The organism is Pseudomonas sp. GW822-FHT02D10 (assembly GCF_058802345.1).
Genome location: NZ_JBXAOB010000038.1, coordinates 1 through 842, shown reverse-complemented (window position 1 = coordinate 842; position 842 = coordinate 1). Strand labels below are relative to the sequence as shown.

The 842-nt window shown below is 57.6% G+C and carries 1 pseudogene; it reads left to right on the top strand.

The features are described from left to right. A pseudogene (locus tag AC1RPZ_RS27315) lies at positions 1-754 on the top strand (lipase family protein); the annotation flags it as partial. Positions 755-842: the final 88 nt, after the last annotated feature.

Sequence of the window (842 nt, the reverse complement as noted above, 5' to 3'; positions counted from 1 at the left end):
ATTAACCTTCGTCAACGTACCGCTCGGCCTCTCGGTGTTTGTCGCGGGGATCACCAACTGGACGGGAGAACCCTACGAACACCACGGCACCTTGCGCCATTTCATGCCGGTGGAGTTCGGTCGTAACGCACAGTCTTCGATCCTCTGGGAGCCCGGCTGCGACACCATCGCCCAGCATGCCGCGTGCAGCGTGGCGCTCCAGCAACAAAACGGCCTGCCGGATCGGCCGGCGTTACCGACGCAAGTATTCAATGCCGACAACCACTCGATGACCGGTGGGTACATTCCGGCATGCTGGGCCACCCTGCGGCGTTGGCAAGAAGCCCAGGAGTCCAGGCGTTCGTTGGTGACCGAGCGGGAGTTTGAATGGATAGAGAGCGCACTGATACGAATCACCCAGCAGTTGCGTGACAAGTGCCGTGATTTACTGGCGCGTCCCGATGCGTATGTACGAGCCCACGAACAGGCGATAGGTGCAATCAATCGTGAGATCGACAAGGTAAAAACAACCCGCGCTCGGCTGGCCACTCTGCGTTATACGACTGTTAGAGAGAAGGATGTTTATGGACTGCTCCCAGAACAACCTGAACGGCTGGCCGACAACCTGCCCCGCTGGCAGGCACACCCGGAGAACCAGGTCGTTGAACAGCTGGCCATGGCGCCATCGAGCGACAGTGTCTACGCACCGATAGCTTCGATCTACGGTCATACCATTGGCGCACCGTATACGCTTGATATCGATTCGATTATCTGACTGAGACAACAATGGACGTCAGGACAACCGGGTGAGGATTCTCGGGCCAACGTGATTGGGTATTGAACAGTAAAAGATCGCAGCCTGC